24 protein-coding genes are annotated in these 26,926 nt (G+C 68.0%); 10 read left to right on the forward strand and 14 right to left on the reverse strand.

The genetic code is table 11. The annotated features are described in order from the left end of the window. The first annotated feature begins 126 nt into the window (after positions 1 to 126). The 4 genes from IEW24_RS04275 (at position 127) to IEW24_RS04290 (ending at position 4,152) form a co-directional block, all read left to right on the forward strand. Positions 127 to 303 (forward strand): hypothetical protein, encoded by a 177-nt coding sequence (locus IEW24_RS04275; RefSeq protein WP_188575721.1) that lies wholly within the window; start codon positions 127 to 129, stop codon positions 301 to 303. Positions 304 to 376: 73 nt separating this feature from the next. Then, a complete protein-coding gene (locus tag IEW24_RS04280; RefSeq protein ID WP_188575723.1) occupies positions 377 to 1,207 on the forward strand; it encodes an alpha/beta fold hydrolase in 831 nt (276 codons plus the stop codon). 354 nt (positions 1,208 to 1,561) lie between these two features. Continuing rightward, positions 1,562 to 2,230, forward strand: a complete 669-nt coding sequence (locus IEW24_RS04285; protein ID WP_188577346.1) for a response regulator transcription factor — start codon at positions 1,562 to 1,564, stop codon at positions 2,228 to 2,230. 425 nt (positions 2,231 to 2,655) lie between these two features. Further along, entirely contained in the window at positions 2,656 to 4,152 is a 1,497-nt protein-coding gene (locus tag IEW24_RS04290; RefSeq protein ID WP_244644148.1) for a sugar porter family MFS transporter, read from the forward strand. Positions 4,153 to 4,302: 150 nt separating this feature from the next. Here IEW24_RS04290 and cydB read toward each other — a convergent pair whose 3' ends face one another. The 10 genes from cydB to IEW24_RS04340 all read right to left on the reverse strand — a co-directional run bounded on the left by cydB (position 4,303) and on the right by IEW24_RS04340 (position 16,215). After that, positions 4,303 to 5,346 carry a cytochrome d ubiquinol oxidase subunit II gene (cydB, locus tag IEW24_RS04295; protein ID WP_188575725.1) on the reverse strand — a complete coding sequence of 348 codons (1,044 nt, stop codon included), beginning with the start codon at positions 5,344 to 5,346 and terminating at the stop codon, positions 4,303 to 4,305. A 15-nt stretch (positions 5,347 to 5,361) separates the two neighbouring features. Beyond that, positions 5,362 to 6,753 (reverse strand): cytochrome ubiquinol oxidase subunit I, encoded by a 1,392-nt coding sequence (locus IEW24_RS04300; RefSeq protein ID WP_188575727.1) that lies wholly within the window; start codon positions 6,751 to 6,753, stop codon positions 5,362 to 5,364. 1 nt (position 6,754) lies between these two features. Then, positions 6,755 to 9,067, reverse strand: a complete 2,313-nt coding sequence (locus IEW24_RS04305) for an FdhF/YdeP family oxidoreductase (RefSeq protein WP_188575728.1) — start codon at positions 9,065 to 9,067, stop codon at positions 6,755 to 6,757. Between the two features lie 35 nt (positions 9,068 to 9,102). Then, a complete protein-coding gene (locus IEW24_RS04310; protein ID WP_188575730.1) occupies positions 9,103 to 9,822 on the reverse strand; it encodes a helix-turn-helix domain-containing protein in 720 nt (239 codons plus the stop codon). Between the two features lie 438 nt (positions 9,823 to 10,260). Continuing rightward, on the reverse strand, positions 10,261 to 11,850 hold the full coding sequence (locus IEW24_RS04315) for an MFS transporter (RefSeq protein ID WP_188575732.1): 1,590 nt from the start codon (positions 11,848 to 11,850) through the stop codon (positions 10,261 to 10,263). 21 nt (positions 11,851 to 11,871) lie between these two features. Further along, complete coding sequence (locus tag IEW24_RS04320; RefSeq protein WP_188575733.1) at positions 11,872 to 13,053, reverse strand: HlyD family secretion protein; 1,182 nt, start codon at positions 13,051 to 13,053, stop codon at positions 11,872 to 11,874. A gap of 55 nt (positions 13,054 to 13,108) precedes the next feature. Next, entirely contained in the window at positions 13,109 to 14,320 is a 1,212-nt protein-coding gene (locus IEW24_RS04325) for an MFS transporter (protein WP_188575735.1), read from the reverse strand. 217 nt (positions 14,321 to 14,537) lie between these two features. Further along, positions 14,538 to 15,077 (reverse strand): DsbA family protein, encoded by a 540-nt coding sequence (locus IEW24_RS04330; protein ID WP_188575737.1) that lies wholly within the window; start codon positions 15,075 to 15,077, stop codon positions 14,538 to 14,540. Beyond that, positions 15,074 to 15,610, reverse strand: coding sequence for a redoxin domain-containing protein (locus IEW24_RS04335; protein WP_188575739.1), 537 nt, complete (start codon positions 15,608 to 15,610; stop codon positions 15,074 to 15,076). The genes IEW24_RS04330 and IEW24_RS04335 overlap by 4 nt, the downstream gene beginning before the upstream one ends. 95 nt (positions 15,611 to 15,705) lie before the next feature. After that, complete coding sequence (locus IEW24_RS04340) at positions 15,706 to 16,215, reverse strand: Dps family protein (protein ID WP_188575742.1); 510 nt, start codon at positions 16,213 to 16,215, stop codon at positions 15,706 to 15,708. Between the two features lie 385 nt (positions 16,216 to 16,600). On the opposite strand from IEW24_RS04340, the gene IEW24_RS04345 reads away from it, so the two are divergent. Beyond that, positions 16,601 to 17,536: a bestrophin family protein gene (locus tag IEW24_RS04345; RefSeq protein WP_188575744.1), complete on the forward strand. Its 936-nt coding sequence runs from the start codon at positions 16,601 to 16,603 to the stop codon at positions 17,534 to 17,536. A gap of 21 nt (positions 17,537 to 17,557) precedes the next feature. Here the strand turns inward: IEW24_RS04345 and IEW24_RS04350 are convergent, their stop codons facing one another. Together IEW24_RS04350 and IEW24_RS04355 are read right to left on the reverse strand one after the other, a co-directional pair. Continuing rightward, the gene (locus tag IEW24_RS04350; protein ID WP_188575746.1) at positions 17,558 to 19,045 is read right to left on the reverse strand and encodes a sensor domain-containing diguanylate cyclase; all 1,488 of its coding nucleotides are present in this window, start codon (positions 19,043 to 19,045) and stop codon (positions 17,558 to 17,560) included. A gap of 196 nt (positions 19,046 to 19,241) precedes the next feature. Next, positions 19,242 to 19,514: a DUF2934 domain-containing protein gene (locus tag IEW24_RS04355; RefSeq protein WP_188575748.1), complete on the reverse strand. Its 273-nt coding sequence runs from the start codon at positions 19,512 to 19,514 to the stop codon at positions 19,242 to 19,244. 162 nt (positions 19,515 to 19,676) lie between these two features. On the opposite strand from IEW24_RS04355, the gene pncB reads away from it, so the two are divergent. Next, entirely contained in the window at positions 19,677 to 20,969 is a 1,293-nt protein-coding gene (gene pncB, locus IEW24_RS04360) for a nicotinate phosphoribosyltransferase (RefSeq protein ID WP_188575750.1), read from the forward strand. Positions 20,970 to 21,002: 33 nt separating this feature from the next. Here the strand turns inward: pncB and IEW24_RS04365 are convergent, their stop codons facing one another. Then, positions 21,003 to 21,353: a hypothetical protein gene (locus tag IEW24_RS04365; protein WP_188575752.1), complete on the reverse strand. Its 351-nt coding sequence runs from the start codon at positions 21,351 to 21,353 to the stop codon at positions 21,003 to 21,005. Between the two features lie 164 nt (positions 21,354 to 21,517). Here IEW24_RS04365 and IEW24_RS04370 point away from each other — a divergent pair, with 164 nt between their 5' ends. The 4 genes from IEW24_RS04370 to IEW24_RS04385 all read left to right on the forward strand — a co-directional run bounded on the left by IEW24_RS04370 (position 21,518) and on the right by IEW24_RS04385 (position 25,431). Then, positions 21,518 to 22,333 (forward strand): chorismate mutase, encoded by an 816-nt coding sequence (locus IEW24_RS04370; RefSeq protein ID WP_188575754.1) that lies wholly within the window; start codon positions 21,518 to 21,520, stop codon positions 22,331 to 22,333. A gap of 46 nt (positions 22,334 to 22,379) precedes the next feature. Beyond that, positions 22,380 to 23,126, forward strand: coding sequence for a transaldolase (locus IEW24_RS04375; RefSeq protein WP_188575756.1), 747 nt, complete (start codon positions 22,380 to 22,382; stop codon positions 23,124 to 23,126). 269 nt (positions 23,127 to 23,395) lie between these two features. Next, positions 23,396 to 24,715, forward strand: a complete 1,320-nt coding sequence (locus tag IEW24_RS04380; protein WP_244644150.1) for a Ppx/GppA phosphatase family protein — start codon at positions 23,396 to 23,398, stop codon at positions 24,713 to 24,715. Next, on the forward strand, positions 24,712 to 25,431 hold the full coding sequence (locus IEW24_RS04385; protein ID WP_188575759.1) for an RlmE family RNA methyltransferase: 720 nt from the start codon (positions 24,712 to 24,714) through the stop codon (positions 25,429 to 25,431). Before IEW24_RS04380 ends, IEW24_RS04385 begins: the two co-directional genes overlap by 4 nt. A 13-nt stretch (positions 25,432 to 25,444) precedes the next feature. Here IEW24_RS04385 and IEW24_RS04390 read toward each other — a convergent pair whose 3' ends face one another. Then, a complete protein-coding gene (locus tag IEW24_RS04390) occupies positions 25,445 to 26,911 on the reverse strand; it encodes an MFS transporter (RefSeq protein WP_188575761.1) in 1,467 nt (488 codons plus the stop codon). Positions 26,912 to 26,926 lie beyond the last annotated feature (15 nt).

The raw sequence follows: 26,926 nt of genomic DNA on the forward strand, positions 1-26,926 counted from the left end.
GTTCCTCCCCTTCAAACACATGCGCAGCCGGCCGGACCTTGTGCGTCGCCGGCGCGTTTCCCTTCCAGTCGCGTCCGTATCCCAGCCGCCGCGCCCACTGGCGCCCTGTCCCGAGGAGGCATCGCGATGCCGCGCACCATGGCCTTCACCAGCATGACCGCCGGCCTGCTCCTGCTGGCCGTGAGCGGCGTGATGACGCTCGAACTGATGCTCCCGGCGGCAACCGTGCCGCTGCCGGTGCTGCTCGGCGGCTCCACCGCCGCCACCGCGGCGCTGCCTGCGCTCCCCATCGGGCACGGCTGAGTTTCCAGACAATCCCGCCTTCCCCCGGCGCTGCGGGCTCCGGGGCAGACCTCCCAGCAAAAGGACCACCCCCATGCCTACCGTGACCACCAAGGACGGCGTCGAGATCTTCTACAAGGATTGGGGTCCGAAGGACGCCCAGCCCATCTTCTTCCACCATGGCTGGCCGCTGTCCTCGGACGACTGGGACACCCAGATGCTCTACTTCCTCGGCAAGGGGTTCCGCGTTGTCGCCGCCGACCGGCGCGGCCATGGCCGCTCGGCGCAGGTGAGCGAGGGCCACGACATGGACCATTATGCCGCCGACATGGCGGCGGTGGTGGAGGCGCTGGACCTGAAGAATGCGGTCCATATCGGCCATTCCACCGGCGGCGGCGTGGTGGCGCGCTATGTGGCCAAATACGGCCAGGGCCGGGTGGCGAAGGCGGTGCTGGTGAGCGCCGTGCCGCCGATCATGCTGAAGACCGAAAGCAATCCCGGCGGCCTGCCCATGGAGGTGTTCGACGGCCTGCGGAAGGCGCTGGCCGACAACCGCGCCCAGTTCTTTCTGGATCTGCCCACCGGCCCCTTCTACGGCTTCAACCGCCCCGGCGCGGTGGTTTCGCAGGGCGTGATCCAGAACTGGTGGCGGCAGGGCATGATGGGCAGCGCCAAGGCCCATTACGAAGGCATCAAGGCCTTCTCCGAAACCGACCAGACCGAAGACCTGAAGGCGATCGAGGTGCCGACCCTCGTTCTGCACGGCGATGACGACCAGATCGTGCCCTATCAGGATGCCGGCGTACTCTCCGCCAAGCTGCTGAAGAACGGTACGCTGAAAATCTATCCCGGCTATCCGCACGGCATGCTCACCACCCATGCGGACGTGATCAATCCGGATCTGCTCGCCTTCATCAAGGGCTGAGCAGAAGATCATCGCGAAATGACAGAGGCGTCGGCCACGCGTGGCCGGCGCCTTTGGCTTGTCCGGGCTCTGGATCTGGCGGTAGCGGGGAAGATACGATCGGGCAGCCGGATCGGATGACGGGAACGGCCGCCAGTAGCGTTATGTTGGGCTGGAATAAACCTTCGTATAAGCGGTGGGACTCAAGGCACATGCTACGTTGCGGCATGTCTCGCCTGCACCTTTTGCATGGCTCCTGCGTGGGCGCCCCGTTCCGTGGCGGCTCCGCAGGTGCCCGGCTGGTGGCGAGGCGACCTTTTCGGTCCCAAGCGAAGGAATGGCTCCATGATTGCCGCCAAGATGCCGCTTCCCTCCATGTCCGTTTCCGCCTCTCGCGCCGGTGCGGCTGCGTCTGCTCCGGCAGACGAGCAACTGGCGGTGGTGGTGGATGACGATCCTTCGGTGCGCGAGGCGCTCTCCAGCCTGCTGCGCTCCATCGGCCTCAAGGTCGAGCTGTTCGCCTCGGCGGCGGAGTTCATGGCGGCCCGCATCGCCGATGTGCCGCGCTGCCTGGTGCTGGACATCCGCCTGCCGGGCATGAGCGGCCTCGATTTCCAGCGCCAGATCGCGGCCACCGAGCGCAACATGCCGGTGATCTTCATGACCGGCTTCGGCGATATCCCCATGACCGTGCGCGCCATGAAGGCGGGGGCGGTGGACTTCCTCACCAAGCCGTTCCGGGATCAGGAACTGCTGGATGCGGTGCTGGCCGGCATCGGGCAGGACCGTGATCGCCGCCGCGCCGATGGCGTGACGGACGGCCTCAAAGCCCTCTACGACACGCTCTCCGGCCGCGAGCAGGAGGTGATGACGCTGGTCTGCTCCGGCCTCATGAACAAGCAGGTGGCCGGTGAGATCGGCCTGAGCGAAGTGACGGTGAAGATCTATCGCGGGCAGGTGATGCGCAAGATGAACGCGCGCTCACTGGCCGATCTTGTGCGCATGGCCGAGGCGCTTGGCCTCGAGACCGGCCGGCGCGGCTGAGGACCACCTTCCGTCCGGCCGAAAGACTCCCCATCGCGGCCATGAATGATGACGTTCGCTTCCGATCCGTGGGCCGATGGAATCGGCGCTTGTGGCTATAGCCAACGTTGATCCCGGATCCATTTCGTCCACACATCGCAATGATGTGAACGGCGGCCAGAATATTCTCATATTGGGGGGATCAGGCAGCCTTTCTGGCGCCGGTTGATCTGTGATTGTGGCCGCCATTTGGACAAAAATGGCCGCGCAATTCGCATTTTTGGCGGAAGTGTGATAGTTTAAGATTATCGCATGCCACGGAAGATGGCATCGCAGCCCCGTTTCTGGGGTGCATATCCCCTTCGCATAGCCGGGAGGAAGGTTGGTCGCGTCGCCCCCACGGGGCGTTTGAGCGCGGCATGGGATCAATCGTCTTGGAGTACGTTTTGCACGAAGCAGAGACCCACATTCTCACCGCGCCCGCCGGCGTAATGTCCTCCCAGCGTGCGCAGGACGAGCGGCATCTGGAGCGCGTCGTTTCCCAGATCGACATGGACAAGGGATCGCCCGGCACGCTGCGCGTCGCGGCCTTCGTCGCCGCCATCTGCGGCGGGCTCTATGGCTATGACACCGGCATCATCTCGGGCGCCCTGCTGTCCATGACCGATGAGTTCGGGCTCAATCACCGCATGCAGGAGGTCGTGACCGCCGCCATCCTCGCCGGCGCGGTTCTGGGGGCGCTGGCCACGAGCTGGCTGTCGGAGAAGGTGGGGCGCAAGCGCACCGTGCTGGTGGTCGCGGCGCTGTTCGCGGTCGGGGCCGTCGCCTGCGCGCTGGTGCCCTCGGTGCCGCTGCTGGTGGCCGGGCGCCTGCTGCTCGGCGTTGCGGTCGGCGCCTCCACGCAGGTCGTGCCCATGTATATTTCCGAGCTCGCCCCGCCGGCGAAGCGCGGCAATCTCGTCACCATGTTCAATGTGGCCATCGGCGTCGGCATCCTCGCCGCCAATATCGTCGGCTTCGGGCTGCACGATGTGTGGAGCTGGCGACCCATGGTCGCCATCGCCGCCATTCCCGCTGCCATCGTCTTCTTCGCCATGCTGTTCATGCCCGGCTCCCCGCGCTGGGTGGCCGAGAACCGCGGCCTCGCGCCGGCGGCGGAGATCCTGAGCCAGGTGCGTGACACCCGCCACGAGGTGCGCGCCGAGCTGCGGCAGATCCAGGCCATCGCCCGCGACACCCGGCCGGAGGAGACCGGCTGGCGCGGCATCGGCCAGCCGTGGGTGCGGCCGGCGCTGATCGCGGCGCTGGGCGTCGCCTTCTTCACCCAGTGCGGCGGGCTGGAGATGATGATCTATTACGCCCCCACTTTCCTCGCCGATGCCGGCTTCGGCCGCTCCTCGGGGCTGCTCGCCAGCCTCGGTGTCGCCGGGGTCTATGCGGTGGTCACGCTGCTCGGCTGCCTCTATGTGGACAGGATCGGTCGCCGCCGGCTGATGCTGGTGATGATCCCCGGATCAGTGATCAGCATGATCGGCCTCGGCACCATGTTCGCCATCGGCGCCCATGGCGGGGTCGGCGGCTGGCTCACCATCTTCTTCCTGCTGGCCTTCATGCTGTTCAATTCCGGCGGCATCCAGGTGTGCGGCTGGCTGCTGGGTTCGGAGATGTTCCCGCTTGCCATGCGCGGGCCGGCAACCGCCCTGCACGCCGCCATGCTGTGGGGCTCTAACCTCATCGTCACCGGCACCGCGCTCTCGCTGGTGCATGCGGTGGGGCTCGGCACCACCATGTGGATCTATGCCGGCATCAACTTCCTGTCTTTCCTGTTCGTGCTGTTCTACGTGCCGGAGACGGCGGGCGCGAGCCTGGAGGACATCGAGGGCGCGCTGCGCAAGGGCAACTTCCAGCCCGAGAGCGGGCGCACCGCCATCGCCGCAGCCTGAGGCCGCAAGGTTCGGGGCCGGCCGGCCCGTGGTGGGCGCAAGTCCGCCGCGATCGACCGGTCCCGGTGGCTGCCGCGCCTCGGCACGGCAGACGCCCGGGGGACTGGCCGGTGGCAGACATGCCGCCGGCCAGTTTCCGTTGGTGCGCCTTCATGCGTGGCCGGAGCCGGCTTCCCCGTAGGCGCCTTCATGCAGCGTGGTCTTGCCCCGGAACACCCAATAGGCGTGAGCCTGATAGGCGAGCACGATGGGCAATACCACCACCATCCCCACCGCCACGAAGGCGAGGGACTGCGGGTCCGAAATGCCATCCCACACGGTGACGGCGCGCGGCACCACATAGGGCCAGAGGCTCACCACTAGCCCGATGAGGCCAAGGGCGAACAGGCCGAGCGCGCTGAGGAGGGTGCGCACTTCCGCCCCCTCCCAGATGCCCCGCCACGTGGCGATGACCAGCGCGAGCGTGACGAGCGGCACCGGGGCGAGGAAGGCGATGTTGGGCCAGGCGAACCAGCGCGCGGCCACCTCGGGCACGGTCAGCGCGCTCCATGCGCTCACCAGCGCCATCATGACAGCCACGAGGATGAGCGCCGCATGGGCGATCTCGCGGGCGAAGACCTGCGTGGCGCCGCTCGTCTTCCAGATCAGCCAGCCGGCGCCGATGAGCGCATAGCCGCCGATGAGGCCGATGCCGCAGAGCACGCCGAGCACGCTGAGGAAGCTGAACGGCCCGCCCGCGAAGGCGCCGTTGGCCACCGGCACGCCGTCGATGAGACCGCCGAGGATGAGCCCCTGGCAGAAGGTGGCGAGCAGGGAGCCGGCGGCAAACGCGATGTCCCACACCAAGCGGAAGCGGCTCGCCTGCAATCGGAAGCCGAAGGCGACGCCCCGGAAGATGAGGGCGAACAGCATCAGCACCACCGGCAGATAGAAGGCCGGCAGCAGGATGGTGTAGCCGGCAGGGAAGGCGGCGAGCAGCAGCGTGCCGCCCATCACCAGCCAGGTCTCGTTGCCATCCCACACCGGCTCGATGGAGGCCATCATCAGGTCGCGATCGGCCTCGCGCGGGGCGGCGAGGAAGAGGATGCCGACGCCCAGATCCAGCCCGTCGGCCAGCACATAGACGGTGACGCAGAACACGGCGGCGGCGGCGAAGAGGAGCGGCACATCGGCCGCCAGAAGATGGGCGAGCATGGGGCTCTCCTGTGTTCAGTTGGTCGTGCGTGCATAGGCGGGGGCGCGCCCGGTGGTGTTGGTGCGCGCGAGGCCGGGCTGTTCCAGATCCGGCTCTCCGGTATCCGACGGCCCCTTGATGGCGATGCGGCCGGCGAACCAGAAGAAGCTGAGCAGCAGCACATTGTAGATGAGGGCGAACAGGATCAGTGTCGCCGTCACCGCCCCGGCACTTACGGGAGAGACGGCGTCCGTCGTGCGCAGCAGACCGTAGACGAGATAGGGCTGGCGGCCCGCCTCCGTCACCGTCCAGCCGGCCAGCACGGCCACGAAGCCGAGCGGCGTCGCGGCCATGGCGGCATACTGGAACCAGCGGGCCGTATAGAGTTTTCCACGCAGCCGCAGCACCAGCGCCATCACCGCGAGGCCGAGCAGCAGCATGCCCACGCCCGCCATGATGCGGAAGGCGAAGAACACCACCGGCACATTGGGCTGGTCGGCGGGCGGCACCGCTTTCAGGCCCTGCACTTCGCCGTCCCACGAATGGGTGAGGTACAGGCTGGCGAGGTGGGGGATGTCGAGGGCGTAGAGATTGCGCTGCTGCGCCATGTCCGGCCAGGCGATGACGGTCATGGCCGGGCCCTTGGTGGTGTCCCACAGGCCCTCCATGGCGGCGAGCTTGGTGGGCTGCTCAACAAGCGTATTTCGGCCGTGCAGGTCGCCGATGGCGATCTGGGCCGGGGCCAGCACAAGCGCCAGCCACAGCGCCATGGAGAAGGCTTTTCGCGAGGCCGCCACATGGGTGCCGCGCCACAGGTGAAAGGCCGAGACGCCGGCGATCATGAAGGCGCAGGTGAGGAAGCTGGCGCACACCATGTGCGCGAGGCGATAGGGGAAGGAGGAGGTGAGGAACGCCGCCCCCCAGTCCACCACATGGAAGATGCCGCTGGCGTCCCGCACGGCGCCGGCCGGGGTCTGCATCCAGCTGTTGGCGGCGATGATCCAGGTGGTGCTGATGAGCGCGCCCACCGAGACCATGATGCTGGCGAAGGCATGCATGCCCCGGCTCACCTTGCCCTCGCCGAACAGCATGATGCCGATGAAGCCGGCCTCCAGGAAAAAGGCGGTCAGCGTCTCATAGAGCAGGAAGGGGCCGATGACGTTGGAGGTGGCGCGGGCAAATCCCGACCAGTTGGTGCCGATCTCATAGGAAAGCACGATGCCGGTGATGACGCCCATGCCGAAACCGAGCGCGAACAGCTTCATCCAGAAGCGCATCAGATCGCGGTAGAGGGTGTTGCCCGTGCGCCAGAACATCACGCTCATGAGCGTGACGAAGCAGGATGTACCGATTGAGAAGGTGGGCCACAGGATATGGTAGCCCACGGTGAGGGCGAACTGCAGGCGGGAGAGGTCTGCGGCGTCCATGTCACTTCACTCCCTGCTGGGCCGGAGTTGCACGGCTGGAGAGGACAAGCCGCACCGGCACGCCCTTGGAGGCGGGCGTGTGGCTCTGCGGATCGTGCGCTTCCAGCGGCACGAGCGGATTGGTCTCGGGGTAATAGGCAGCGCAGCCGCCATCCGGGAAGGCGTAGGGCACCACGCGGAAGCTGCGCACCGCGCGCTCGATGCCGTCGTCGGACACGGCGATGATGTCCACCCGGTCGTCCGCCTTCAGGCCGCGCTTGTCCATCTCGGCTTCATTCAGGAACAGCACGTCGCGCTGGTTATAGACGCCGCGATAGCGGTCGGAGCGGGAATAGAGCGTGGTGTTGTACTGGTCGTGGCTGCGCACCGTGGTCAGCCAGAGCGTGTCCGGCTCCCGCTGCCTGGGATCCTCGCACAGGCCCTCGATGACGAGCAGGTTGGCCTTGCCCGTCGCCGTCGCCCACACACGCTCGCGGGCGGTGGAGGCGAGATGGAAGCCGCCGGGCGTCTTGATGCGGGTGTTGTAGCCCTGGAAGATGGGGAACACCGCCTCGATATCCTCGCGGATGAGCGCATAGTCAGCGGTGAGCGCCTCCCAGTCGATGCCGCCGCGCGCGCCCAGCGTGGCGCGCGCCATGCCGGCGATGATGGCGGGCTCGCTCTTCAGATGCGCGGAGGCGGGCGGGTTATGGCCGGTGGAGGCGTGGACCATGGACATGGAATCCTCCACCGTCACGCTCTGCACGCCGCCCGCCTGCATATCCAGCTCGGTGCGGCCGAGGCAGGGCAGGATCAGCGCCTCGCGGCCATGCACCAGATGGCTGCGGTTAAGCTTGGTGGAGATGTGCACGGTGAGGTCCAGCCGGCGCATGGCGTCCTGCGTCTGCACCCAGTCGGGAATGGCGGAGGCGAAGTTGCCGCCGAGGCCGATGAAGACGCGGGCCTCGCCCTTCACCATGGCTTCCAGCGCGGTGACGACGCTATGGCCGTGCGCGCGCGGCGGCTCGAAACCGAAGCGGGCCTTCAGGCTGTCGAGGAAGGCGTCGGTGGGGATTTCGGTGATGCCCACCGTGCGGTCGCCCTGCACGTTGGAATGGCCGCGCACCGGGCAGATGCCCGCGCCCTCGCGGCCCACGTTTCCGCGCAGCAAAGCGAGGTTGGCGATCTGCTGCACATTCTGCGTGCCGTGTTTGTGCTGGGTGATGCCCATGCCATAGACGAGGATGGCGCGCTCGGCCTGCATATAGGCCGTGGCCGCCGCCTCGATGTCGGCGCGCGGGAGGCCGGAGACGCGCTCGATGTGGTCCCAGGTGGTGGCGTCCAGATCGGCGATCAGGGCCTCGATGCCCAGCGTGTGGCCGTTGATGAAGTCCCAGTCCAGCACCGGCGCGCGTTCCTCGCGCCGCGCCGTACGGTCGGCGTCCACCATCACCTTCATCATGCCCTTGAGCACGGCCACATCGCCGCCCACCTTCACCTGAAACAGGCGGGAAGAGATGGGCGTGGAGGTGAGGGTTGCCATCTCCACCGGGTTCTGCGGCGCCTGAAAGCGCTCCAGCGCCCGCTCGCGGAAGGGATTGAACGACATGATCACCGCCCCGCGCCGGGAGGCGTCGCGCAGGTTGGTCATCATGCGCGGCGAGTTGGTGCCGGGGTTCTGGCCGAAGATGAAGATGGCGTCTGCGGTGTCGAAATCCTCCAGCAGCACGGTGCCCTTGCCGACCCCGATGGAGACCGGCAGGCCGACGCTGGTCGCCTCGTGGCACATGTTGGAACAGTCGGGGAAATTGTTGGTGCCGTGCAGGCGCGCGAACAGCTGGTAGAGAAAGGCGGCCTCGTTGGAGGCGCGGCCGGAGGTGTAGAATTCCGCCATATTGGGGTCGGGCAGGGCATTCAGATGCCGCGCCGTGGTGGCGAACGCCTCCTCCCAGCTCACCGGCACATAATGGTCGGTGGCCGCGTCATAGCGCATGGGGTGGGTGAGGCGGCCCACCATTTCCAGATCGAAATCATCCCATGTTGAGAGTCCGCTCACCGTGTGGGTGGCGAAGAACTCCGGCGTGCAGCGCTTCTGGGTCGCTTCCCAGGCCACGGCCTTGCCGCCATTCTCGCAATATTCGAACGGCGAGGGGTTTTTCGGGTCGGCCCAGCCGCAACCGGGGCAATCGAAGCCGCCGGGCTGGTTCATGCGGGAGAGCGTGACCATGCCGGAGAGGGCGATGTCCTGCTCCGCCAGCGCCGTGCCCATGGCTTTCAGGGCGCCCCATCCGCCCGCCGGGCTGTGATAGGGGCGGATGGTTTTTGCGATGCCCATCGGGGCCTCCTGTGGCGCTTGTGTCGAAGGACGGATCAGGCGGCGCGCAGGCCGTTGGCGCAGCGCCAGCGGTGCGGGGTCTCGCCCACGAAGCGGCGGAACACCGTGGTGAAGTGCGCCTGCGTCTGGAAGCCGGCGTCGAGGGCGATCTGAACCAGGCTGTCGCGGGTCTCGCACATCAGCTTCTGCGCGCATTCGATGCGCCGGCGCAGCAGGAATTCATGCGGGCGCAGGCCGGTGGCGATGCGGAACTGGGCGGCGAAATGCATGCGGCTGAGGCCGGCGGCGGCGGCCATGCCGGCGAGCGTCACGCTCTCGGCGAGGTTCTCGTCCATATAGGCGACCACGCGCTTCAGGCGCCACTTGGGCAGGCTGGACATGGTGCGCACGCGGGGCGAGGTGGCTTCCGGCGCGACCAGCTCGGGTGCGTTGCCGGCCGACTGGCGCAGGCCGAGCACGCGGGTGACGATGGCAAGGCGCAGGGCATCGGCATAGAGGCCGCCGAAGCCGCTCTCGTTGCGCTCGGCGACGCTCAGCGCCTGCTTCAGATCCAGGATCACCTGATCCTGCGCAGCGGCATCGCGGCTGGAGAAGGCGGCGGGCGCATCCATGCCGGGCGCCGGAATGGCGATCTCCAGCCCCATGGCGTCGAGCCGCACCCGCAGGGTGCCATTGGCATCGGGCGCGGCCTCGGGGAAGGGCAGGCCGGCGGGACGGGAGATGGCGGGCGAGGCGGGGATCACGTCGAGATACATGGCTGGCTCCTCGATTGGAAAGATTGGGCCGATGTCATGCGCGCGGAGACTTGCCCGTTACTTCGGGAAGGGGGCGAACCCGCACTGGATGGTCTGTTCTGTTTCAGGAAGAGGGTGAAAAGTATTCCGCCTCTCCATGATGAACAGAATAAGCTGCGGGCCGGCCGGAACAACGCTACGTGGGTCTAGGCGTGGCGGTTCTAGGTTTGGGCGGGCCATACTTGAGTATGGTTGGCTGGATTGATTGGGGAGGTGCAGGCGGATTCACATGTGCCGATGGAGAATGACCGGACGGTCAAGGCGATGTCCTCTCCACGCGTCGTGGCCGACATCGGAAACATCCGGCTTTGGGATCAAGTCCGGGGATGACGATGCCCTTGGGGTAATCCGTCGATCAAAAGACCATCAATCGGGCGTGAACGACGCTCTCGCCCGCTCTCAGTAGCGCGGGCTGATGGGGCCCTGCGGGGCCTTGCCCAGAAAAGCCACGACCAGCATGCCGGCGATGGCCGCCCAGAAGCTGATCTGGAAGCCGTCCACATAGGCCAGCACATTGGCCTCGCGCGCCACGGTGGCGGCAAGCCCCGCCATGCCGCGGGCGGTGGCGAGGCCGGTCGAATCGCTGTGCCCCGCATAGTGCGCCGCGAAGCCGGAGAGGGCCTGCATCACCGTGCCCGAATGGGCGGAGACATGCAGGCCCAGCAGATAGGAATGCAGCTGCTCGCGATGGCGCAGCCAGGTGCTCATCAGGCTGAGGCCGATCTCCGCTCCGCCGAGGCGCAGCACCTGCACATAGGCGGCCATGGCGGTGGCCTGCTTCGGGTCCGCGTTCGAGAGGATGTAGACCACCGTGGCGAGGAAGGTGAAGCCCTGTCCCACCGCTTGCACCAGCAGCACGGGCATGAAGCTCCAGGGCGACCACTCATGGGTGAGGTGCGTGCCCATCCGCCCGGCGATGGCGAAGGCGGCAAAGCCGATGAGCATGGTCAGGCGCGCGTCGAAGCGGCGGATCATCAGCACCGCCAGCGGCACCACGAGGATCTGCGGCCCCACCGTTCCCAGCAGGATGGGCCAGCCGGTCTCCTCCGGCCGCAGGCCGATGACCGCAACGAGGAAATTGGGCACCAGATAGCTGTTGGAGAGGCTTGCCACCGTGAAGCAGAGGATGACGCAGAAGGCGAGCAGAAGGTTGCGCGAGGCGATAACGCGATGGCTCGCCCACGGATGGCGCACCAGCATCTCGTTGAGGGAGAAGCACGCCAGCAGTACCACGCCGGTGCCGAGCAGGCTGACGATGAGGCCGGATTGCGCCCAGTCCAGCCGGTTGCCCTGGTCGAGCCCGGTATAGATGAGCGCCCATGCGGTGCCGAACAGCACCATGCCGCCCCAGTCCGCACGCGCCAGCATGTCGCGGTCGGTGCTGTCGCGGGGCGTGCCCAGCGTCACCAGAAGGCCGATGAGGGGGGCGAGGAAGATGTCCTGCCAATAGACCCACTGCCAGCCGAAATGCGCCTCGTAGAAGCCCACCAGCGCCACCCCCGCGCTCTGGGAGAGCGCGAGGCGCAGGGCATAGATGGCAAGCGCCGGCACCCACCAGCTGATGGGCAGGTTGCGCAGGATGATCATGATGGTGGCGGGAATGAACACGCCCAGCAGCAGCCCGCGCACCGCGTGCAGCGCCAGCAGGGCCGGGAAGTCGCTCACATGCGGAATGGCGAGCGAGATGAAGGCATAGACGAGGCTCGGCCAGAACAGCACCCGGCGCACGCCGAAGGTGGCGGCGAGCCAGGCCACCGCGGGTGCGACGAGGATCTGCGGTGCGGTGGCGATGGTGGAGAGCCACGCGCCCTGATCGAAGGAAAGGCCGAAAGCGCCGCGCAGGTCCGGCAAGGCGATGGAGAACAGGCGGGTGTCGAAGCCCACCAGAAACGAGCCGAACAGCACCGCCGCCACCGCGAACACCGGCTGCGGCGGCAGGATCGCGCAGGCGGACCAGAACGAACGCTTGGTGCCGGCAAGCTCGGTCATCTCTCCCCCCTGCGCGGGCGCTCAGTTGGCGGTGGTGGCGACGGCGGGCGTGTCGACCCGGCCGAAGATGTTCCGGTCGTCGCCTTCGCCCACATGGATGCGCGTTTCCACGGACATGCCGGCGCGCAGGCGCTGGGTCAGCGGCTGGCCGGGATCGACCGCGATGCGCACGGGGATGCGCTGTACCACCTTGGTGAAGTTACCCGTGGCATTGTCCGGCGGCAGCAGTGCGAACACCGCGCCGCTGGCCGGGGCGACGCGCGCCACATGGCCGTGCAGCACCTCGCCGGGGAACGTATCCACAGTCATGTCCACCGCCTGTCCGGGGACCACATGGGTGAGCTGCGTCTCCTTGTAATTGGCCATCACATAGACGTTGGGAACGGGCACCACGGAAATGAGGCTGGTGCCAACGTTCACATAGTCCGCCGCCTGCACGAGGCGGGTGCTCACCTGCCCGTCGAAGGGGGCGTTGACGGTGGTGTAGCCGAGCTTCAGGCGGGCGGTCTCAAGGTTGGCCTGCGCCGCCTCCACATTGGCGGCAAGGGTGCCTTCCTGTCCCGCGAGCACGGCGAGCTGGCGCTTCTGCGCCTCGATGGCGGCGGCCGCCTGCCGCACGTCCGCATCCGCCTTGCCCTGCGCGGCGGTGGCCTGCTGGAGCTTCTGCACCGTGCCGGCGATGCCGCCATTCACCAGTGCCTGCTGGCGGTCGAATTCCTGCTTCGCCTGCACCTGCGCGGCCTGCACGGCGGCAAGCTGTGCTTCGGCCTCCGAGACGACGGCCTGTTGCAGATTCTGCTGGTTCTTCAGATTGGCGAGGGCCGCCTGCGCAGCGGCGACGGCGGCCTGGGCGGCGTCGGCGGCGGCCTTGTAATCGGCGGGGTCGATCTCCACCAGCGGCTGGCCGGCCTTCACCTGCTGATAGTCGTTCACCAGCATTTTCAGCACATTGCCGCTCACGCGGGCGCTCAGCGTCGAGACATCGGCGCGCACATAGGCGTCGTCCGTATATTGCTGGGTCTGGGCGGCCACCCACTGGTCCCAGCGCGCATCCGTGAAGGCCAGCATGCCCAGCGCGGTGACGATGGCGGCGGCCGGCAGCAGCAGACGGCGCAGGCTGGCCGCACCCGACACCGCCGGGGGGGCGGTGGGGGCAGGGGGCGCCAGCGCGGCCGGCGGGGGCAGTTCGGTCACGATGCTCATGGGGACCTCCGGCGCGGATCGAAAGGGGGCCTTGGTTCGCGGCTGCTCAGGGATGTCACGGCTTGCGGACGAGGATCGTGCCGGGCCTGCGGCCCATCACATGGCTATGGAGCTGGAGGGCCATGGCGATGGCGGCAAAGGCGATGCCCAGCGTGCACACCAGCATCCAGCCATCCTGCGCGAAGGCGAGGGTGGCGAGCGCCGAGCCCGCCGCGCCGCCGAGGAACATGGCGCCCATGAGCACGGTGTTGAGCCTGGCGCGGGCGGCGGGGCGCAGGGCGAAGACGATGTGCTGGTTGGAGACCAGCGCCGTCTGCATGCCGAAATCCAGCAGCACCACGCCCACCACGAGGCCGGGCAGGGCGCCCCAGATGCCGAACACGAACCAGGAGACGAGCGTGGCGGCAGCGCCCAGCATCACCGCCTGCTTGGCGCCATGCCGGTCCGCGAAGCGCCCGGCCAGCGGTGCCGCGAGGATGCCCACGGCGCCCACGAGGCCGAACAGCCCGGCCACATCCGCCCCCAGCCCGAAGCGGGGTTCGGCGAGGCGGAAGGCGAGGATGGTCCAGAACACGGTGAAGGCGGCGAACAGCAGGGCCTGCGTCAGCGCGGCGAGCCGCAGCTCGGGAAATTCGCCCCACAGTTCCACGATGGAGTGCAGCAGGCGGCCATAGCTCATGGTGGCCTCCGGCGGGCTGTGCGGCAGCACCAGCGCCATCACCCCGCCGGCCACAAGCGCCATGGGCACCGCCAGCCAGAACATCTCGCGCCAGCCCCAGTGCGTGGCGACGAAGCCGGACAGCGTGCGGGAGAGCAGGATGCCGGTGAGCACGCCGGCCACCACCATGCCGACCGTGGCGCCTCGCCGCTCGGGCGCGGCGAGATGGGCGGCCAGCGGCACGATCTGTTGCGCCACCGTGGAGGCGAGCCCGACAGCAAAGGAGGCCAGCACGATGAGCGCCGCGCTGGGCGCGAGTGCCGCCAGCACGAGGGCGGCGGCCAGCGCCACGAACTGCGCCACGATGAGGCGCCGCCGCTCCACCAGATCGCCCAGCGGCACCAGCAGGAACAGGCCGAGCGCATAACCGAGCTGGGTGGCGGTCGGCAGCGTGGCGGTGAGGCGGCCGGGCAGATCCTGCTCGATCACCGCCAGCATGGGCTGGTTGTAATAGATGTTGGCGACCGCGATGCCGGCGGCGGCGGCCAGAGTGAAGGTGCCGACGCGCCCGATCCCGGTCTGGCTGGACGTCATGTGCTGCGTGGTCATGTCTGCCTCCATCGCGCCGTCCGCCACGGGGCCGCGCTTGAAACGCCCGGCCTGATGCCGGACGGTAGTGATCGAGTGCTCCGCAAAGGGGCGGAAGGGACGCCCGGGCATCTGCTTAGGAGGACGGATGCCCGGGCGCTGCGACGGGGGCGCTGCGCCGGGACCTGCGGGGATTTCCGGCGCCCGTGCCCCCGCGCAAGGGGATGCGCGGCGTCCGTCAGGAGGCCGCGTGCGCGGCGCTGGCGACCGCTTCCAGCACGGTGACGAGGCTTTCCACATCACGCGGGCCGTCATAGCGCTGGCCGTTGATGAACAGGCTCGGCGTTCCGTTCACGCCGCTGCGTACGCCGCCCGAGAAATCCGCCTCGATCTTGGCGTCGTAGCGGCCCGCGAAGGCGGCTTCGAGCGCCGCCGCGTCGAGGCCGAGGCGTGCGCCATAGTCCATGAGGCTGAAATTGCCGAGCGCATCCTGATGTTCGTACAGCAGGTCATGTGCTTCCCAGAAGCGGCCGGCGGCGGCCGCAGCCTCGGCGAGTTCCGCCGCGCGCACCGCATGGGGATGCATCTGGCTGAGCGGGAAGTTGCGGAACACGAAGCGCAGCTTGTCGCCCATCAGGCGCTGCACCTCTTTCAGGACCGGATAGGTCTCGCCGCAATAGGGGCATTCATAATCGCCATATTCGACCAGCGTGACCGGAGCATTGGCCGGCCCCTGAACGTGATCGGACGGGCCGACGGCGGGGGTGAGGCGGCTCATGACAGGGCTCCGGAAGCGGGTTCGGCATGCGGGGTGGCGAAGGCGTCGAGCGCATCGAGGATGCCGTCGGCGCCGGGGTTGAGGCCCACCGGCGAGACGTGGCTCCAGCGGATCACGCCGGTGCCGTCGATGACGAACAAAGCGCGGGCCGAGGTGCCCTCATGGTCGCGATAGACGCCGTAGCGGCGGGCCACCTCGCCCTTGGGCTGGAAGTCCGCCAGCAGGGGGAAATGCAGCTTGCGATCCTGCGCGAAGGCGGCATGGCACCACACGCCATCGGTGGAGATGCCCACGAGCTGCGCGCCATAGCGATGAAACTCGGGCAGGATCTGGTTGTAGAGCGCCATCTGGTCGCCGCAGACCGGGCTCCAGTCGGCGGGATAGAAGGCGAGGATCACCGGCTGGCCGGAGAGATCGGACAGCGACAGCTGCTGGTCCGGGGTTGCCGGCAGGGTGAAGTCCGGCGCGCGCACGCCGGCCGCGAGGGCGGTCTCCGGTTCCGTGACGGGCAGGTTGGGCTGAAGGCTCGACATCGCAGGTCTCCTGTCAGGCATTCCAGAAAAAAAGAGCCGGGCGGTGCGGGGGAGGAAACACCGCCCGGCAGGGGCTCACGGGCAGCTGGAGGGACTCAGCGGCGGGTGGCCTCGTAAAGGAACCAGGCGCGGCGTTCGGCCTCGTCGATCCACACTTCGATCAGGCTGGTGGTGGCCACGTCGTTATGCTCCTCGCAGACGGCGTGGGCGGCGCGCAGCTCGGAGATGAGCAGGCGATTATCTTCAGCCAGCTCGGCCAGCATGTCCTGCGCGGTGACGAACTCAGCATCATTGTCGGCGATGCGCTGGAGGCGCTGGATATGGCCGATGGAGCGCAGCGTGGTGCCGCCGATCTTGCGGGCGCGCTCGGCGATGTCGTCGGTCATGGCGAAGATCTGGTCGCCCTGCTCGTCCAGCATCAGGTGATAGTCGCGGAAATGCGGGCCGGACATGTGCCAGTGGAAGTTCTTGGTCTTCAGATAGAGCGCGAACACATCCGCCAGCACGCGGTTGAGGGCGGCGGCGATGTCGCGGGTGGCGTCCGCGCCGAGGTCCGTGGGGGTGCGGAGGGGCGCGATCTGGCGCGCCTGAACAGCCGTGGTCATGATGGCAAATCCGTTTCTGAAACCCGTTGGTCCGACACGGCCCGGCCGATCCGCGCCGGAACGGTGTGTCCCGTGGCGCTGCGTCCGTCGTGTCCTGCCCTCAAAAGCTAGGCGGGGGAGGGGCTTGCCGAAATCGGCCACAGGGTTCGCGGTGGCATACCTTGGTGTGAGGAAGCTGAACGCGGGGATCACCCGGTGCATCGGTTCCCCTGCGTAATGAGTGGCGTTTCAGGGATGTTCACCGGGAAAGCGAAATTTTGTGCTGCGCTGCACAATGTCGCGTCTTGCCTGCCGGCGGCGCGTGGGCGTATGGCATGGGCCAGATGACGGCCCGGGCGGCGCCCTTCGCGCAGCGCCCCGCCGTCCGCCCCATCGAGCCATACCCATGATCGTCCGCGAGAAGCCCGGCGTCCTTTCCCTGTTCCTCGTCGTCAGCCGCAACGGCGGCTCCATGCTGCCGCGCATCTATCCGCAGATCCTGCTGGTGATGGCGCTGTCCGGCCTCATCGTGCTGGGCCACCGCCATGCGCCGCAGTGGGTTCCCTCGGTCAACAGCGGGCCGTTTTCCCTGATCGGCATCGCACTGTCCATCTTCCTCGGCTTCCGCAACAGCGCCTGCTACGAGCGCTGGTGGGAGGCCCGCAAGCTGTGGGGCGAGCTGGTCATCGCCTGCCGCGTACTCGCCCGCCAGACCCTGCTGCTGGATGGCCGGGGCGAGGGCCGGGGCGAGCAGGCGCGGGTGGATGTGGTCACGCTGTCCATCGCCTTCGTGCGCGCGCTGGTGCTGCATCTGCGGCCCGGCGGCGGCGTGGAGCAGGTGCTGGAGCGCCTGCCGGAGGCGGCGCGGGAGGGCTATGCGCGCAGCAACAACCCGCCCTTCTTCATCCTGCGTCTGATCGGCAGCCGGATGGTGGAGGCCCGGCGCGAGGGCCTGCTCAGCGACATCGAGTTCTCGATGATCGACGGCACAGTAGGGCATATGGGGGCCGTTCTGGCCTCCTGCGAGCGCATCCGCAACACGCCGGTGCCCTTCGCCTATTCCCTGCTCCTGCACCGCACGGCGCACATCTTCTGCTTCATGCTGCCGTTCGGCTTCGCCGACCAGATCGGCTGGCTGGCGCCGATCGCGTCGGGCATCGTCGCCTACACCTTCTTCGGCCTGGATACGCTAGGGGACGAGCTGGAGGAGCCGTTCGGGGAGTCACCGAACGATTTGCCCATCGGCGCCATCGCCGAGACCATCACCATCAATCTGCGCGAGGCGCTGGGCGAGACCGACCTGCCGCCGCTTCCGCAGCCGGTGGACTATGTGCTGATGTGAGCCGGGAGGCGGTGCCCCGCCTCAGGCCAGCGTGACGCGGTTGCGGCCGGTGCGCTTGGCCTCGTAGAGCGCCACGTCGGCGCGGGCGATGGCCTCGTCCATGCCCTCGCCGGTCTGCGCGGGGCACAGCACATGCGCGCCCACGCTCACCGTAGTGGGCTCGCGGAAATCGGTGCTGGCGGCGATGGCGGCGCGGATGCGCTCGGCCGCCGCACCGGTGCCATCCGCATCCACCGCCGGCAGCACCACCAGGAATTCCTCGCCGCCGAAGCGGCCGACCACATCCCCTTCACGGCCGGCGGCCACGATGGCGCGGGCGATGGTGCGCAAGGCGTGGTCGCCCTCCATGTGGCCATAGCGGTCGTTATAGGCCTTGAAGCGGTCCACATCGACCATGAGCACGCCGAGCCCGGTGCCGTTCTCGAACGCCGCCGTGTGCAGTTCGTCGATCTTCTGGCGCAGGGCGCGGCGGTTCAGCACCTCGGTGAGCGGGTCGATGGTGGCGAGGCGGGTGAGCTTGTCGTTGGCGGCCTGCAATTCCGCCTGCTGCTCTTCCAGCTTGGCGATGAGCGCCTTCTGGGCGTCGATGCCCTGGACCTGCGCGACGTAGCAGCGCGGCGTACCGTCCGGCTCGCGCACCAGAGCCACGTTGAGCTCGGCCCAGATGACGTGGCCGTCCTTGTGGAGATAGCGCTTCTCCAGCCGGTATTCGGGGATCTCGCCGTCGGTCAGCGCGCGCAGCAGTTCCAGATCGGCGTCGAGATCCTCCCGGTAGGTCACGGTCTGGAAATGGAGGGCCTGGAGTTCGCGCTCCTCGTAACCCAGCAGGCGGCAGAGTGCGGCATTGGCTTGCAGGAAGCGCCCGTTCGCGTTCACGAGGGCCATGCCGATGGCCGCCGTGTCGAAGGCGGTGGAGAGCAAGGCGGTCGTCTCGCGATGCCGCCGCTCGGCCGCTTCGCGCTCCCGGTCCAGCCGGTCGCGCTCGATGATGCCGCCCAGCGTCTGCCCCATGAGGTCCAGCAGGGCGATCTCGGCGGCGTTGAACGGCTCCGGGCGCGGGGTCGCGCCGGCCATGGCGATGACGCCGAACAGGCGGGTGCCGAACAGGATGGGCGAGCCGAGATAGACCTCCGGCCGTTTCTCGCCGGCAAAGGGATGGTCGCGCAGCAGGGGATCGCGGCTCACATGGTGGGAGGCGATGCTGCGCCCGGTGGAGGCGACCGTGTAGGCGAAGGTGGAGCCGAGATCGAGCGTGTCGCCGATCTTCACCGGCACGGTGCAGTCGATGCCGACCATGGCGAGGATGGTGAAGTGGTTGCCGTCCGCCTGCAGGATGAGACCCTTCTCCAGCTCGAACTGCGTCGCCGCCATGGCGAGGAAGTCCGCGAACACCTGCTGCAGGGTGGTGGAGGGGCGGCTGACCAGTTCCTGAAACGCCCGCAGGCGCCGCGTCCAGAGCGCGGCGATCGGGTCGGTGACGGACGGGTGGTGCGGCGTATGCTTCGACATCCGGGTTCCAGCGCAATCACATGTGGCGCCCGCCTGATGACCCGCTCGCCCCGCCGCGCGCTGTCCTGATGGCTGCCCCGAATGGTCGTGAGCAATCAGGATGAAAGCGCGGCAGTGCCCGCGAAGGCCCAGCCTCCCCCGTGGCTTGCCGTTTGGGCAAAGCCATAGCGCCCGCCGGCCTGTTTGTGGAGGTATTTTACGGCCGATCTATGCCATTTTGAAGGTATCTAGTGCTGGAGTCGGCACCCAAGCCATCCTGAACCTGCTCCTGCTGCGCGAGCTCCTGCGCGCGCGGCGTCTCCGTTCCCTCTGCCTGCGGGCAGGGTTCGCGGGTGAGGCGGTCGCTTTCCTCCAGCGCCACGAGCCGCTCGGCCATGGCCCAGTGCAGGTCGCCGCGCCCTTCGGGCCGGCCTTCCTCTTCCCAGAGCTGATGCGCCCGATCCCGGACGCGGTCTTCGATCCGCGACATGCGCGTGTCTCCTCGGCTGCTGCGGGAATGGCTTCAGGGGAAACGAGTGCAGGGGGCGGGGGTTCCACAGCCGGCGGCCGGTGTCTGCGGCCAAGCTTTCCACCCGGCCGGGGAATGCTATAGGAGGCTCAAGCGTATCCGAGGGACGCCAGAAGGGACGCCATGACCGAGATCGCCACCCGCGTCTACAATCACACCTGGAAGATCGACCCGATCGTCCGCTCGGTGCTCGATACGGATTTCTACAAGCTGCTGATGGGCCAGATGATCTTCCGTCGCCACCGCGACGTGAACGTCACCTTCGGCATCCACAACCGCACCAGCCGGGTGCGGGTCGCGGACATCGTGGACGAGGGGGCGCTGCGCGAGCAGCTGGACCATGTGCGCACGCTCAGCCTGTCGCGGGGTGAATCCACCTGGCTGCGCGGCAACATGTTCTACGGCAAGCGGCAGATGTTCTCGCCGGACTATGTGGCCTGGCTCGAGAACTTCCGCTTTCCCGCCTACCATCTCGAAAAGCGGGACGGGCAATACGAACTGACCTTCGAGGGCCCGTGGCTGGAAACCACCATGTGGGAGGTGCCGGCCCTCGCCATCATCAACGAGCTGCGCTCGCGCGCCGTGCTGAAGGATCTCGGCAAGTTCGAGCTGCAGATCCTCTATGCCCGCGCCATGACGCGGGTGTGGGAGAAGATCGAGTTCATCAAGAGCCTCGGCCCGGTGAATCTGGCCGATTTCGGCACCCGGCGCCGCCACGGCTTCCTGTGGCAGGACTGGTGCGTGCAGGCGCTGCGCGAGGGGTTGGGGGCCACCTTCCTCGGCACCTCCAACTGCCTCATCGCCATGCAGCGCGAGGTGGAGGCCACCGGCACGAACGCCCACGAACTGCCCATGGTCTATGCCGCGCTCGCCGACAGCGACGCGGCGCTGGCACAGGCGCCCTATCAGGTGCTGGAGGACTGGCAGCAGGATTATGACGGCAACCTGCGCATCATCCTGCCCGACACCTACGGCACCACCGGCTTCCTCGCCCACGCCCCCGACTGGGTGGCGGGCTGGACCGGCATGCGCATCGACAGCAAGGACAATATCGAGGGCGGCGAGGAAGCGATCGCCTGGTGGCAGTCGCGCGGGCAGGATCCCACGCAGAAGCTGATCATCTTCTCGGATGGCCTCGATGCCGACGAGGTGGCCCGCATCAACACGCGCTTCCGGGGGCGGGCGCGGCTCGGCTTCGGCTGGGGCACGCTGCTGACCAACGATTTCCGGGGGCTGGCCCCGGACGGGGTGCTCGACCCCATCTCCATCGTCTGCAAGGTCATTTCCGCCAACGGCCGTCCGACCGTGAAGCTGTCCGACAATCCCACCAAGGCCATGGGGCCGCCGGACCAACTGGAGCGCTATCGCCGGGTGTTCGAGGTCGGCGCGCAGGCCGAACGGCGCGTGCTGGTCTGAGGACGGTCCATGGTTGGAGCGGCCTTTTCGTATTCAGGTGCCCATATCGCGGCTGCGATCGTCGCGCGGCGCGGTGGCGGTGGCCACCAGCGAGCGGTAGCGGCGCAGCGCCTGCCGGCGCGACCCATCGTCATTGAGGGCGGCTTCCTGCAATTCCGCCAGCACCCACTCGGAGGGCTGCGGCGGCAACACGGCACCGGACGATCCGTCCGCCATCAAGGCGGTCAGGTCGTCGCGCGTCAGCGCGCCCAGCGCATAGGCGGCACAATGGCGCTGGTAGGCGCGGCGTTCGGGCGAGAGCTTGTCCCAGGGCTCCAGCAGGGGATAGCGTTCCTGGGCGGCGAGATGGGCCGCGCGGGCCATCCGCTCGAAGATATGCGACATGATTCCGCCTCGTCACAGGACTTTGTTGCGTCCGAAGATGGGCGTGGTCCACTTTCCCCATTCTTGCCGGTGCTGCGGAAACCCCAGCGTTTCCCGCCCGTGGTGAACGATGCCTTAATCTGGAGGTGGCACGGTGTGGCCATCCCCCTGAGCGGAGAAGACCTATGAAGTTGCGGACCCTGCCGGCGGCGTTGCTTCTCGCCAGCCTGACGGGCGTGCCCGCATGGGCGGACAAGGCGCCGCCCCGCTCGCTGGAGGTGCTGCGCGGCGAGATCGACCGTGTGGACCAGAACCTGCTGCGCCTGCTGAACGAGCGTGCGGCCATCGTCGATGAGGTGGGGCGCTCCAAGTCCGGCACAAAGGCCCCGGTGTTCCGCCCCGGCCGGCAGGCGGCGCTGCTGCGCAAGCTGGTCTCCGCGCAGGGCCTGCAGACCCGCGAGACGCTGACCCGCGTGTGGACCGCCATCATCGCCGGCTCCATCCTGCAGCAGAGACCGGAGTTCACGGTCGCCGTGGTCGATTCGGCCAATGGCGCCACCGCCTTGCTGGCACAGGACTATTTCGGCACCCAGCCGCCGCGTCTCGCGCTGCCCACCGCGGAAGCGGCGCTTTCGGCGCTCGCCGAGCACCGGGCCGACGTGGCGGTGATGAGTCTCGACGGCACGTGGTGGCAGCGCATGCCGGAAGGCGTGCAGGTGCTCGCCTCCGCCCCCCTCGTGCGGGCCGACAGGGAGCGGCCGGCGGCGCTCATCCTCGCGCGGCAGGACATCGACCCGTCCGGCGACGACGTCACGGTCGCCCGCCTGCCGCCCGACGTGGAGCCGGCCGGCGCGGTGCTGCTGGCGTCCGACAGCGGGCGCCGGCTATGGGCATTCGCCAAGGGCGTCGCACTTCCGTCGTCGGCGGAGCCCATAGGCATCTATGCCAAGCCCATCGCGCCGACGCCCTCGGCTGAGGACAAGGCGAGCGCGCGGAAGTAGGCTGCATCAGAACAGACAAACCGGCAGTTGCCTGGAGGAAAGTGGAATGTCTTTGTCTTTGGCCGATTTGAACGTGAAGCTGTTCACCGATGGCGCCGACAAGGCCCAGATCGTCGAGATGGCGAAACAGCCTCATATCGCCGGCTTCACCACCAATCCCTCGCTGCTGCGCAAGGCCGGCGTCACCGATTACGAAGCCTATGCCCGTGATCTCGTCGCCGCCGTTCCCGATCGCCATATCTCGTTCGAGGTCTTCTCCGACGATCTGCCGGAAATCCGCGCCCAAGCCCGCGTGATCGCCACCTGGGGCGAGCATGTCCATGTGAAGCTGCCCATCACCACCACGAAGAACGAGAGCCTGCTGCCGCTGGTGCGGGAGCTGGTGAACGACGGCGTGAAGGTGAACCTGACCGCCGTCTTCTCCGAGCGGCAGGTGGAAGAGGGCGTTGCAGCGCTCGCCGGCGGTGCGCCGTCCATCATCTCGGTGTTCGCCGGCCGTCTCGCCGATCTCGGCATCGACTATGTTCCGGCCGTCGAAAAGGCTGTGAAGCTGTCGCGCGCCACGCCGAACGTCGAGGTGATCTGGGCCTCCACCCGCGAGGTGTGGAACGTGATCGAGGCCGACCGCATGGGCGTCCACATCATCACCGCCCCCGCCGACGTGCTGAAGAAGCTGCCGGCGCTGGGCTCCAAGACCGCCGACGAGCTGTCGCTGGATGCGGTGAAGGCGTTCCGAACCGATGCGCTGGCCGCCGGCCTGACCCTGGACCTGAACGGCCGCGACGCTGCCTGATACCGTGTGCCCGGAGGCTGTCGGCCTTTGATGGCTCCGCGATCCAGGCCGAAAGACAGCATCTGTTGACGTGTCAGAGGCGGACATGACCTGAAGACCGGGAGCGGGCGTAACCATACGTCCGCTCTTCGCTTTTGTGACGCCCGGCTGGCCCCTTGCCGGATTGCACACACGGGCTGCGGTGTTACACTCTGCCCAACTTTGATCATTCGCGTGCAGTTTTGGCCCGGATTCCGGCTTAGCCGAAGCTGCGCTGCAAGGGGAATGCAATGAGGGACGAGACGCACCGGCCCTCACCGGAGCCGAGGTGCGACACGCACGCGGCCCCGGAACGGGTGCCGGCGGAAGCCGTCGCGGACGCGCATGCGTCCTCCGGCGGCTCCTGTGCCGGGACGGAGCAGGGGACCGGAACCGTAGCGCGCGGTTCCGAAACGATCACGGCCGGCAGCTTCCGGGCCGATACCTTCAGGACCGACACCTTCAGGGCGGATACCTGCGGGACGGATACGCCTGCGCCGCTCGCCGGGGCGGGCGCGGAACGCTGCGCGCAGGAGCGGCCCGGACAGGGGCCATGTGGTGACGGGCTCTATGCGGCGCTCGATCTTGGCACCAACAATTGCCGTTTGCTCATCGCCCGCCCCACCGCGCGCAACTTCCGTGTGGTGGACGCTTTCTCGCGCATTGTGCGGCTCGGCGAGGGCCTCGGCGCCAGCGGCCGGCTGAACACCCACGCCATGGACCGGGCGGTGGGAGCGCTGGAAGTCTGCGCCGGCAAGATCCAGGCGCGGGGGGTGAAGCGCATGCGCATCATCGCCACCGAGGCCTGCCGCGCCGCCGCCAATGGCGATGAATTCTGCGCGCGGGTCTCCAACCGCACCGGCCTCGAACTGGAAGTGGTGGACCGCCGCACCGAGGCGGGCCTTGCCGCCGCCGGCTGCGCGCCGCTGGTGGACCCCACCTGCGACGGGGCCATCCTGTTCGACATCGGCGGCGGTTCCACGGAAGTGGTCTGGCTCGGCCGCCGCTCGGCGGGCGATGACGGCCCGCCGCGGGCCCGCATCCGCTCCTGGGCTTCCATGCCCGTGGGCGTGGTCACGCTGGCCGAGCGCCATGGCGGGGTGAAGGTCTCGCACCAGCTGTTCCGCACCATGGTGGATGAAGTGACCCAGATGCTGGACGGTGTGCGCCAGAGCTGGGGCCTGCGCCAGCCCGGCCGCATGCATCTGCTGGGCACCTCGGGCACCGTCACCACGGTGGCCGGCATCCATCTCGGCCTCGACCGTTACGACCGCACGCGGGTGGATGGCGCATGGCTGCATGCGCAGGACATCTGCGAAGTGGTGGACCGGCTGATGGACATGTCCTTCGAGGAACGGGTATCCAACCCCTGCATCGGCGCCCAGCGCGCCGACCTCGTGCTCGCCGGCTGCGCCATCATGGAAGCGGTGCGCGAAGCCTTCCCCACCGACCGGCTGCGGGTGGCCGACCGTGGGCTGCGCGAGGGCATGCTGGTGCAATTGATGCGGGCCGACGGCGTTTGGAAGCGCCATCGCGGCCCCGCTTATACCGTTTCGGAGCAGTATTCTTGACCTCGACCCCCCGCGGCCCCGACGCCCGGCCCCTGAAGGTGCGCGTGAAGAACGCGCGCAGCCGCACCAGCTCGTCGCAGAAGTGGCTCCAGCGCCAGCTGAACGACCCTTATGTCGCCAAGGCCCGGCGGGAGGGCTGGCGGTCGCGCGCGGCCTTCAAGCTGATCGAGATGGACGAGAAGATCCATGTCCTGCGCAAGGGCATGCGCATCGTGGACCTCGGCGCCGCTCCCGGCGGCTGGAGCCAGGTGGCGGCCAAGAAGACCGGTGCGGCGGACGGGCACGGCAAGATCGTCGCCATCGACCTGCTGGAGATGGATTCCGTTCAGGGCGTGATGTTCGCCCAGATGGACTTTCTGGAGCCCTCCGCGCCGGAAAAGCTGTTCGCCATGCTGGACGGCAAGGCGGATCTGGTGATGTCCGACATGGCGGCCAACACCACGGGCCACAAGAAGACCGACCATCTGAAGATCGTGGGGCTGGTGGAGCTGGCGGCGGATTTCGCCCGTCAGGTGCTGGCGCCGAACGGAACCTTCATCGCCAAGGTGTTTCAGGGCGGCACGGAAGGGACGCTGCTGGCGGACCTGAAGCGCGATTACACCAATGTGCGGCATCTGAAGCCGTCGGCGTCGCGCGCCGATTCCGCCGAACTCTATCTCGTCGCCACCGGCTTCCGGGGACAGGCGGACCGCCCGGCCGGGGAGGACGAGGCCTGAGGGGTGAGGGCTCTCACGAGCCCGCATTCACCTCGCCGCGCGGGTCGGGCAGGGTGTCGGGCTTGGCCTCGGGCTTCCCGCGGCCGGACATTTCGGCGCCCGCATCACGCGGCAGCCGCAGGAAGCTGAAGATCGACAGCGCGCTCACCGCCGCCACGATGACGAAGGCCGGGGTGAAATCGGACAGTTCCAGCACCTTCCCCGGCCGGCCGCTGCGCATGTATTCCAGCACCATGCCGACCAGAGCCACGCCCATGGACAGCGACACCTGCTGCGCCACGCTGACGAAGGAGGTGGCCCGGCTCATCTCCTGCTGGGTGACGTCCGCATAGGCGATGGCGTTGAGCGCGGTGAATTCCAGCGAGCGGAAGAAGCCGCCCATGAGCAGCACCGCCGCGATGGCGAGCTGCGGTGTCTCAGGCGTGAACAGCGCATTGGCGGCGATGAAGGCCGAGGACAGCACCGAATTGAACACCAGCACCCGCCAGAAGCCGAAGCGGCGCAGGATGGGCGCGGCGGTGGTCTTCATCACCAGCGCGCCCGCTGAGGACACGAAGGTGAGCATGCCGGAGGCGAAGGGCGACAGGCCGAAGGTGAGCTGAAGCATCAGCGGCAGCGCGAACGGCATGGCGCCCACCCCGATGCGGAAGATGGAGCCGCCCACCACCGCGGCGCGGAAGGTGGGGATGCGCAGCAGCTTGAGGTCGATCACCGCATGCGGCGTGCGCCGGGCATGGCGCACATAGAAGCCGAGCGCGATGGCGCCGATCAGCGTGACGCCCGCCGCCATCCAGTAGGGCACGAGGTGCTGGCCCAGCACCGCGAGGCCGAACACGAGGCCGGACAGGCCGATGCCCGACAGCACCAGCCCGCGCAGGTCGAGCGGCGGCACGTCTTCCTCGCGCACATTCTCGATGAAGCGGGTGGCGAGGATGATGCCGAGGATGCCGATGGGTACGTTGATGAAGAAGATCAGCCGCCAGTCGAAATAGGTGGTGATGAAGCCGCCCAGCGGCGGGCCCATCACCGGGCCGAGCAGGGCCGGGATGGTGAGCCATGCCAGCGCCCCCACCAGTTCCGATTTCGGCACGCTGCGCAGCACCACGAGGCGGCCCACCGGCACCATCATTGCCCCGCCCATGCCTTGGATGATGCGGTAGAGCACGAAGTCCGCGAGGCTCGTGGAGAGCCCGCACAGGATCGAGCCGAGCGTGAAGATGACGATGGCCGAGCGGAACACGGTGCGCGCGCCGAACCTGTCCGCCGCCCAGCCGGAGGCGGGGATGAACACCGCCAGCGACAGCAGATAGGAGGTCAGCGCCAGCTTCAGCGCCACCGGATCGTCATTGAGCGCCGCCGCGATGGCGGGCAACGAGGTGGTGATGACGGTCGAGTCCACCTGCTCCATGAACAGCGCGCAGGCCACGATGAGCGGGATCAGGATGCGGCGGGGCACGGCGGGGCGGACAGGCGCGAGCATCGGGGCTCCGGGGTA

The sequence above is a fragment of the Azorhizobium oxalatiphilum genome, from assembly GCF_014635325.1.
GTDB classification, from domain to species: Bacteria; Pseudomonadota; Alphaproteobacteria; order Rhizobiales; family Xanthobacteraceae; genus Azorhizobium; species Azorhizobium oxalatiphilum.

What these genes read in the sequence shown, in the direction of transcription:
- IEW24_RS04275 (WP_188575721.1), top strand. Translation starts at nt 127, where the DNA reads ATGCCGCGCACCATGGCCTTCACCAGCATGACCGCCGGCCTGCTCCTG.
- IEW24_RS04280 (WP_188575723.1), top strand. Translation starts at nt 377, where the DNA reads ATGCCTACCGTGACCACCAAGGACGGCGTCGAGATCTTCTACAAGGAT.
- IEW24_RS04285 (WP_188577346.1), top strand. Translation starts at nt 1,562, where the DNA reads ATGTCCGTTTCCGCCTCTCGCGCCGGTGCGGCTGCGTCTGCTCCGGCA.
- cydB (WP_188575725.1), bottom strand. Translation starts at nt 5,346, where the DNA reads ATGCTCGCCCATCTTCTGGCGGCCGATGTGCCGCTCCTCTTCGCCGCC.
- IEW24_RS04300 (WP_188575727.1), bottom strand. Translation starts at nt 6,753, where the DNA reads ATGGACGCCGCAGACCTCTCCCGCCTGCAGTTCGCCCTCACCGTGGGC.
- IEW24_RS04305 (WP_188575728.1), bottom strand. Translation starts at nt 9,067, where the DNA reads ATGGGCATCGCAAAAACCATCCGCCCCTATCACAGCCCGGCGGGCGGA.
- IEW24_RS04310 (WP_188575730.1), bottom strand. Translation starts at nt 9,822, where the DNA reads ATGTATCTCGACGTGATCCCCGCCTCGCCCGCCATCTCCCGTCCCGCC.
- IEW24_RS04315 (WP_188575732.1), bottom strand. Translation starts at nt 11,850, where the DNA reads ATGACCGAGCTTGCCGGCACCAAGCGTTCGTTCTGGTCCGCCTGCGCG.
- IEW24_RS04320 (WP_188575733.1), bottom strand. Translation starts at nt 13,053, where the DNA reads ATGAGCATCGTGACCGAACTGCCCCCGCCGGCCGCGCTGGCGCCCCCT.
- IEW24_RS04325 (WP_188575735.1), bottom strand. Translation starts at nt 14,320, where the DNA reads ATGACCACGCAGCACATGACGTCCAGCCAGACCGGGATCGGGCGCGTC.
- IEW24_RS04330 (WP_188575737.1), bottom strand. Translation starts at nt 15,077, where the DNA reads ATGAGCCGCCTCACCCCCGCCGTCGGCCCGTCCGATCACGTTCAGGGG.
- IEW24_RS04335 (WP_188575739.1), bottom strand. Translation starts at nt 15,610, where the DNA reads ATGTCGAGCCTTCAGCCCAACCTGCCCGTCACGGAACCGGAGACCGCC.
- IEW24_RS04340 (WP_188575742.1), bottom strand. Translation starts at nt 16,215, where the DNA reads ATGACCACGGCTGTTCAGGCGCGCCAGATCGCGCCCCTCCGCACCCCC.
- IEW24_RS04345 (WP_188575744.1), top strand. Translation starts at nt 16,601, where the DNA reads ATGATCGTCCGCGAGAAGCCCGGCGTCCTTTCCCTGTTCCTCGTCGTC.
- IEW24_RS04350 (WP_188575746.1), bottom strand. Translation starts at nt 19,045, where the DNA reads ATGTCGAAGCATACGCCGCACCACCCGTCCGTCACCGACCCGATCGCC.
- IEW24_RS04355 (WP_188575748.1), bottom strand. Translation starts at nt 19,514, where the DNA reads ATGTCGCGGATCGAAGACCGCGTCCGGGATCGGGCGCATCAGCTCTGG.
- pncB (WP_188575750.1), top strand. Translation starts at nt 19,677, where the DNA reads ATGACCGAGATCGCCACCCGCGTCTACAATCACACCTGGAAGATCGAC.
- IEW24_RS04365 (WP_188575752.1), bottom strand. Translation starts at nt 21,353, where the DNA reads ATGTCGCATATCTTCGAGCGGATGGCCCGCGCGGCCCATCTCGCCGCC.
- IEW24_RS04370 (WP_188575754.1), top strand. Translation starts at nt 21,518, where the DNA reads ATGAAGTTGCGGACCCTGCCGGCGGCGTTGCTTCTCGCCAGCCTGACG.
- IEW24_RS04375 (WP_188575756.1), top strand. Translation starts at nt 22,380, where the DNA reads ATGTCTTTGTCTTTGGCCGATTTGAACGTGAAGCTGTTCACCGATGGC.
- IEW24_RS04380 (WP_244644150.1), top strand. Translation starts at nt 23,396, where the DNA reads ATGAGGGACGAGACGCACCGGCCCTCACCGGAGCCGAGGTGCGACACG.
- IEW24_RS04390 (WP_188575761.1), bottom strand. Translation starts at nt 26,911, where the DNA reads ATGCTCGCGCCTGTCCGCCCCGCCGTGCCCCGCCGCATCCTGATCCCG.